This is a genomic window from Asanoa iriomotensis (genome assembly GCF_016862515.1).
Taxonomy (GTDB): domain Bacteria; phylum Actinomycetota; class Actinomycetes; order Mycobacteriales; family Micromonosporaceae; genus Asanoa; species Asanoa iriomotensis.
In genome coordinates this window covers 1-5107 of the sequence record NZ_BONC01000154.1, presented here as the reverse complement: position 1 = coordinate 5107, position 5107 = coordinate 1, and the positions used below count along the sequence as shown (strand labels likewise).

At 73.5% G+C, this 5107-nt stretch carries 4 protein-coding genes; all 4 read right to left on the bottom strand.

Annotated features, from left to right (window positions below; genetic code table 11):
• Nucleotides 1-2106, bottom strand: a 2106-nt coding sequence (locus Air01nite_RS40505) for a DivIVA domain-containing protein (protein WP_203708802.1), incomplete at its 3' end; no start/stop codon positions are given.
• A 130-nt stretch (nucleotides 2107-2236) separates the two neighbouring features.
• Entirely contained in the window at nucleotides 2237-2572 is a 336-nt protein-coding gene (locus Air01nite_RS40500) for an STAS domain-containing protein (RefSeq protein WP_239091301.1), read from the bottom strand.
• A gap of 300 nt (nucleotides 2573-2872) precedes the next feature.
• On the bottom strand, nucleotides 2873-4480 hold the full coding sequence (gene ppgK / locus Air01nite_RS40495; protein WP_203708800.1) for a polyphosphate--glucose phosphotransferase: 1608 nt from the start codon (nucleotides 4478-4480) through the stop codon (nucleotides 2873-2875).
• Between the two features lie 42 nt (nucleotides 4481-4522).
• Nucleotides 4523-4867: a hypothetical protein gene (locus Air01nite_RS40490; protein ID WP_203708798.1), complete on the bottom strand. Its 345-nt coding sequence runs from the start codon at nucleotides 4865-4867 to the stop codon at nucleotides 4523-4525.
• Between the last annotated feature and the right edge of the window lie 240 nt (nucleotides 4868-5107).

Genomic DNA, 5107 nt, shown 5'->3' with positions numbered 1-5107 from the left:
AGCCGGACCGCCTGATGCTCCCGCGCTGCCCGCGCGAGGGCTGCTGGTGCTTGCCGCCGAACCACTGCCGGCTGCGCCGCCCGTCGCGGCACCGCCCGCACCTGCGGCATGAGACCCGTTGCCGTCCGCCGGACCACTGCCGGCCGCGCCACTCGACGCACTCCCGGCACCTCGGCCGCCCGAGCGCGGAGCGGTGCCAGCCTTGCCCGCCGGTGCCGCGCCCGGGGTAGGCCCGCCCTGCGCGGTGGCACCGCCTGCGGTCGCCGAGGCACCTACTGCGCCGTTGCTCGCGGAACCGCTCGCGCCCGCGGCGCCAGGACCGCCGGCCGCCGCGCCGGCCGAGCCCGCGCGGTTCCCGGTTGCGGAGCCGGGTGCCGCACCGTTCGAAGCGGCCCCCGACGGCCGCGGGCCGCTGCCCGACGCCGCACCGCGACCAGTTCCAGCCGGGGACTCAGCACTATTGCCGGGTGCCGCGCCGTTCGGCGAACCCGCTGACCCTGACGGGCGCGATCCGCTGCCCGACGTCGCACCGCCGGCAGGCGCGGCGCTGCGGGGTGCTGTGCCGTTCGGGGAGGCCGCGGCGTTCGTGGGCGGCTGGCCGACGTAGCCGTTGGAGCCCGCCTGCCCGCTCGTGGTCGCCGACGCCGCGCCGGCCGCCGGGGTCTTTCCGGTGCTCGGGGTCGCGGTCGCTCGGGGACCGTTGCCGTTGGCACCCGCGGCCGCGCCGCGACTCGCCGTGGGCGTCTTGCCGCTGGCGCCGTTCGCTGTGGGCTCTGGGGCCTTCGTCGGCACGCCGGCGCGGCCCGTGGCCTTCGTGGCGCCGTTGGGGGACGAGGGGGTCTTCGCGTCGGGCGTCCGGCGGGCGGTGCGGCCCTTCTTCGCGGGCGCGTCGGGCTTGTCTCCCTCGGCTGCCTCGTTCTTCTTCGACGCGCTCTTGCCGCGGGCCTTGCCCAGCAGGCCGCCCTTGCCGAACAGGCCACCCTTGCCCGGCTTCGACGTCTCCGGCGGGGTACCGGTCGTCGGAGCGGTGCCACTGATCGGTGCGGCGTCGTGTACCGGTGCCACCTCGCCGTTGACCGGCGTCGGGGCGGGGCGCCCGGGCGATGCCGCGTCGTGGCGGTGGGCCGCTGCGTTGCTCGCGGCCCCGGCAGCGCCTCGCTCGTGGTGGCGCGCTCCGTCGTTGCTCCGCGGCCCGCGAGCCGCCGCGCCGGCGCGGGCGCCAGCCCCGACTCCGCCAGGCGTCGACCCGGACCCGGACCCGCCCTCAGCCGCAGACCCGGTCGCCGACGCGCCGCCCGCAGCAGACCCGGTCGTAGACCCGCCGCCCGCAGAAGACTTGGCCGCAGACCCACCTGCTGCGGACCCCGCCGCAGACGCGCCGCCCGCCGCGGACCCGTTGCCCGCGGCGGGCCCGGTCCCGGCCACAGACGCAGCGCCCGCCGCAGACCCATTGCCGTTCACAGACGCGCCGCCCGCCGCAGACCCGTTGCCCGCCGCAGACCCGTGGCCGGTCGCGGACCCATTGCCCGTCGCGGAACCGTTGCCCGCGGCGGGTGCACCCGCCGCGACCTTGCCGATCGGAGCCGGGGCGGTACCGCGCCCGGCGGGCTTGCTTCCGGCGGGGGCAGTGCCGGCGTCGGGGGACGTACCGGCGGTGACGGCCTCACCCTCCAACGGCGCCGGTTCGAAGGAGACCGTGGAGAGGACCTGGTCGGCGTTCTCCTCGCGGCGCCGGCGGGCGGCCAGGGCGAGCTCGAAGTCGCGGCGGGCCTTTACCGCGTCGTTGTAGGCCTCCGCGCGGATGCGCTGGGCGTCCTCGCGGGCCTTGGCCAGCACTTCGCGGGCCTCGGCGACGATGTCGCCGGCCTCCTCCTCGGCGAGGGCGACCATCTGCTGCACCCGGGCGGTGTTGCGGTAGACTGCGGGCCGGCCGCGCAGCATCTCGTGCAGGCGTTCCGCCTCGGCGCGGACCATGCCCAGCTCGATCCGCATGCTGGCGGCGCTTTCCGCTTGCGCTGAGGCCTTCGCGAGCTGCTCGCCCAGATCCAGGAGGCAACTTTCGACCTCTTCGCGGTCGTAGCCCGATTCGACGATGGAGAAGTCCATTAGCTCGCCCCCGAGGTAGCCAGTAGTTTCCCCTCCCGGCCATCCTCCCCGAGGCATTACCCCGTTTCGGGGCGTTCTGCGGAATTAAATCCACATTGGCCCACGCGCTCGGGCGGGTCGTGGGGCACGCTCAGGAGTCGTCGCTGAGCAATGTGTCGAGCCCACTGATCTTGAGTACCCGGGCCACCACGCCATGTGCGCCGGTCAGCCGCAGGAAGCCGCCGGCGGCGGAGCTGAGGTGGTGGCCTCGGATGAACGCTGACATGCCGGTCGAGTCACAGAACGTCACGGCATCCAGATCAACCACGATGGAGGTACGCCCGTCGCCGAGAACCTCGTCGATCCGCTCGCTGAGGTACGGGGCGGTGCTCAGGTCGAGCTCCCCAGCGAGGCGCAACACCACCACATCGGGCCGGTCCTCCCGGCGAACCGTCAATGTGACGGAGGCGTCGTCAATCGTTGCCACCCGGCAAGGATATAGCGAGCCAAGACCCGCCGCGCCCCGGGTACGACCACCGTTATCAGCAGGTTACGCGCCCCCGAGCGCACCACCCCGACAAACCGCCCGAGCCTGCCCGACCCAAGGTTCCCGAGGCAAGATCAAACCCCTCGAGGGAAGTGGGGTTGGGTCACCGTTTCGTCGGCTCGTGGGATCGCGGCCCGAATCCGGACCCTGGAGGCCCGGATGTTCGAGGCCTATCCACCTGGACGGACAGCGAGCCGCCGGGGTGCCCACGTGCGACACCCCCCCGGCGGCTCGATGAAACTAGCGACGCGCTGCCTTCCGCGCTCCGGTCGTGGACTTCCGCGCCGTCGACGGTGACCGGCGAACCGTGCTGGTAGCGCGCGCCGTCGACGTCGTCTTGCTCGCCGCGCTGGTCCGCGCTGTCGTCGACTTGCGGGCCGAGGTCGACCGCCGTGTGCTCGTCGCCTTGCGCGCGGCGCCGGTCGCCTTGCGGGCCGTGGCGGAGCCGCGGGCGGGTCCAGTCGAGGTCTTGCGGGGCGCCGCCGACTTGCGGGCCGTCGTCGACTTGCGGGTCGCCGGGGCCTTGCGGGCCGTGGACGACTTGCGTGGTGTCGATGCCTTCCGGGCGGTCGACTTCCGCGCCGTCGTCGTCTTGCGCGCCGCCGTCGACTTGCGCGCCGTCGTCGACTTGGTGGCGCTGGTCGCCTTGGTGGCAGCGGTCGACTTGCGCGGCGACGCCGCCTTGCTCGCCGTCGACTTACGCGCCGCAGTCGACTTGCGCGCCGTCGACTTCGTGGCGCTGGTCGCCTTGGTGGCGGCGGTCGACTTGCGTGGCGACGCCGCCTTGCTCGCCGTCGACTTACGCGCGGCCGTCGATGCCTTGCGCGCCGTCGATGCCTTACGCGCCGTCGATGCCTTACGCGCCGTGGACGCCTTGCGTGGTGTCGCCGACTTCGCCGCCTTGCGCGCCGCGCTCGGGCCTGCCGACTTCGCTGCCTTGCGCGCCGGGCTCGGGCCCGCCGCCTTCTTCCGGGCCGTCGTCGCCTTGCGCGCCGTTGTCGCCTTGCGGGCCGTCGTCGCCTTGCGGGCGGTCGTCGCCTTGCGGGCGGTCGTCGCCTTGCGGGCCGTCGTCGCCTTGCCGGCGCCGCCGGCCGTCACCGCGCGGCCGTTGCGGGCCTGCGGGGTCGCGAGCGCCGCGCCGATGATGCCGGCGTTGTTGAGGAGCATGGCGGGTACGACGCGCGTTTCGATGTCCAGCCGCGACAGGAAGTTGTCCGACTTGCGGCTCACGCCGCCGCCCACGATGAACAGGTCGGGGCTGAGCAGCTGCTCGAGGTGCTGCAGGTATTTCCGCACCCGCTTGGACCAGGCGTTCCAGCCAAGATCCTCATCCTGGCGTACGCGGGCCGCCGCGCGTTTCTCCGCGTCCATCCCGTGCATCTTGATGTGGCCGAACTCCGTGTTCGGGACCAGCATGCCGTCGATGAAGACCGCGCTGCCAATGCCCGTGCCGAAGGTCAGCATCACGACCTTGCCCTTTTGGCCCTTGCCGGCGCCGAACTCCATCTCGGCCATGCCGGCCGCGTCGGCGTCGTTGATCAGGGCCACCGCGCTGTGCAGTTCCTGGGAGAAGAGCTGGGCGCCGTTGGTGTTCATCCACGACTTGTCGACGTTGGCCGCCGTGCGGACAACGCCGTTCGCGATCACGCCGGGGAACGTGATGCCAACGCGCTCCGGTCGGGCCCGGAAGTGGCGCACCACCTCACCGACCGCCGCGACGACGCTCTTCGGGTTGGAAGGCTCCGGCGTGTCCACCCGGAAGCGTTCGCCGGTCAGCTCGCCCCGCCTGATGTCGACCAGCGCGCCCTTGATGCCCGAGCCGCCGATGTCGATGCCGATAACCGCCATGAACTGCACGTTACGCCCGGGGCCGATGCTCGCGCAGCGTAATCAGGACAGCGGCGGCGGGGTCAGCTTCCGGTTCTCCACATTGGATTCGGGAGGACCCGGCGCGTAGCGCGACGTGCCCGCGTTCTTCTCGCGGCTCCCGACCCACTTTGCCGCGGGCGGCTGCCCTCCGACGCTGCGCGGCGACCGCCCGACATCGTCAACCGGCGCAGGCGCGGGCGCGGGCCGAGGCGCAGGCTCATCCGCAGCGATGGTGGGAACCTCCTCGTGATCTCCGGCGCCCGACTCGTCGAGCGCCTCGCCCACGAGATCGCTGGCGTCGCCCTGCCCGGCCGCGGGCACACCGTCGCGGTGCACCTCCGAACCGTGCGTCGACACCCCGGCCACCAGTCCACCCGCGAACCCGCCGCACGCTGCCGCGACGGCACTCCCGATCACACCGGCATGCGAGTGACACCCACCGGTGAAGCTCGGCACACACGACCGCGCCGGATCCCAACCGGGCGGCGACCCACCGGCCCCACCTGCGGCGCCACCGGACCCACCGCCGCCCGTGCCGCCGCCGGACCCGGCACCGCCAGACCCGGCACCGCCAGACGCAGCGCCACCAGATCCGGCACCGCCTGT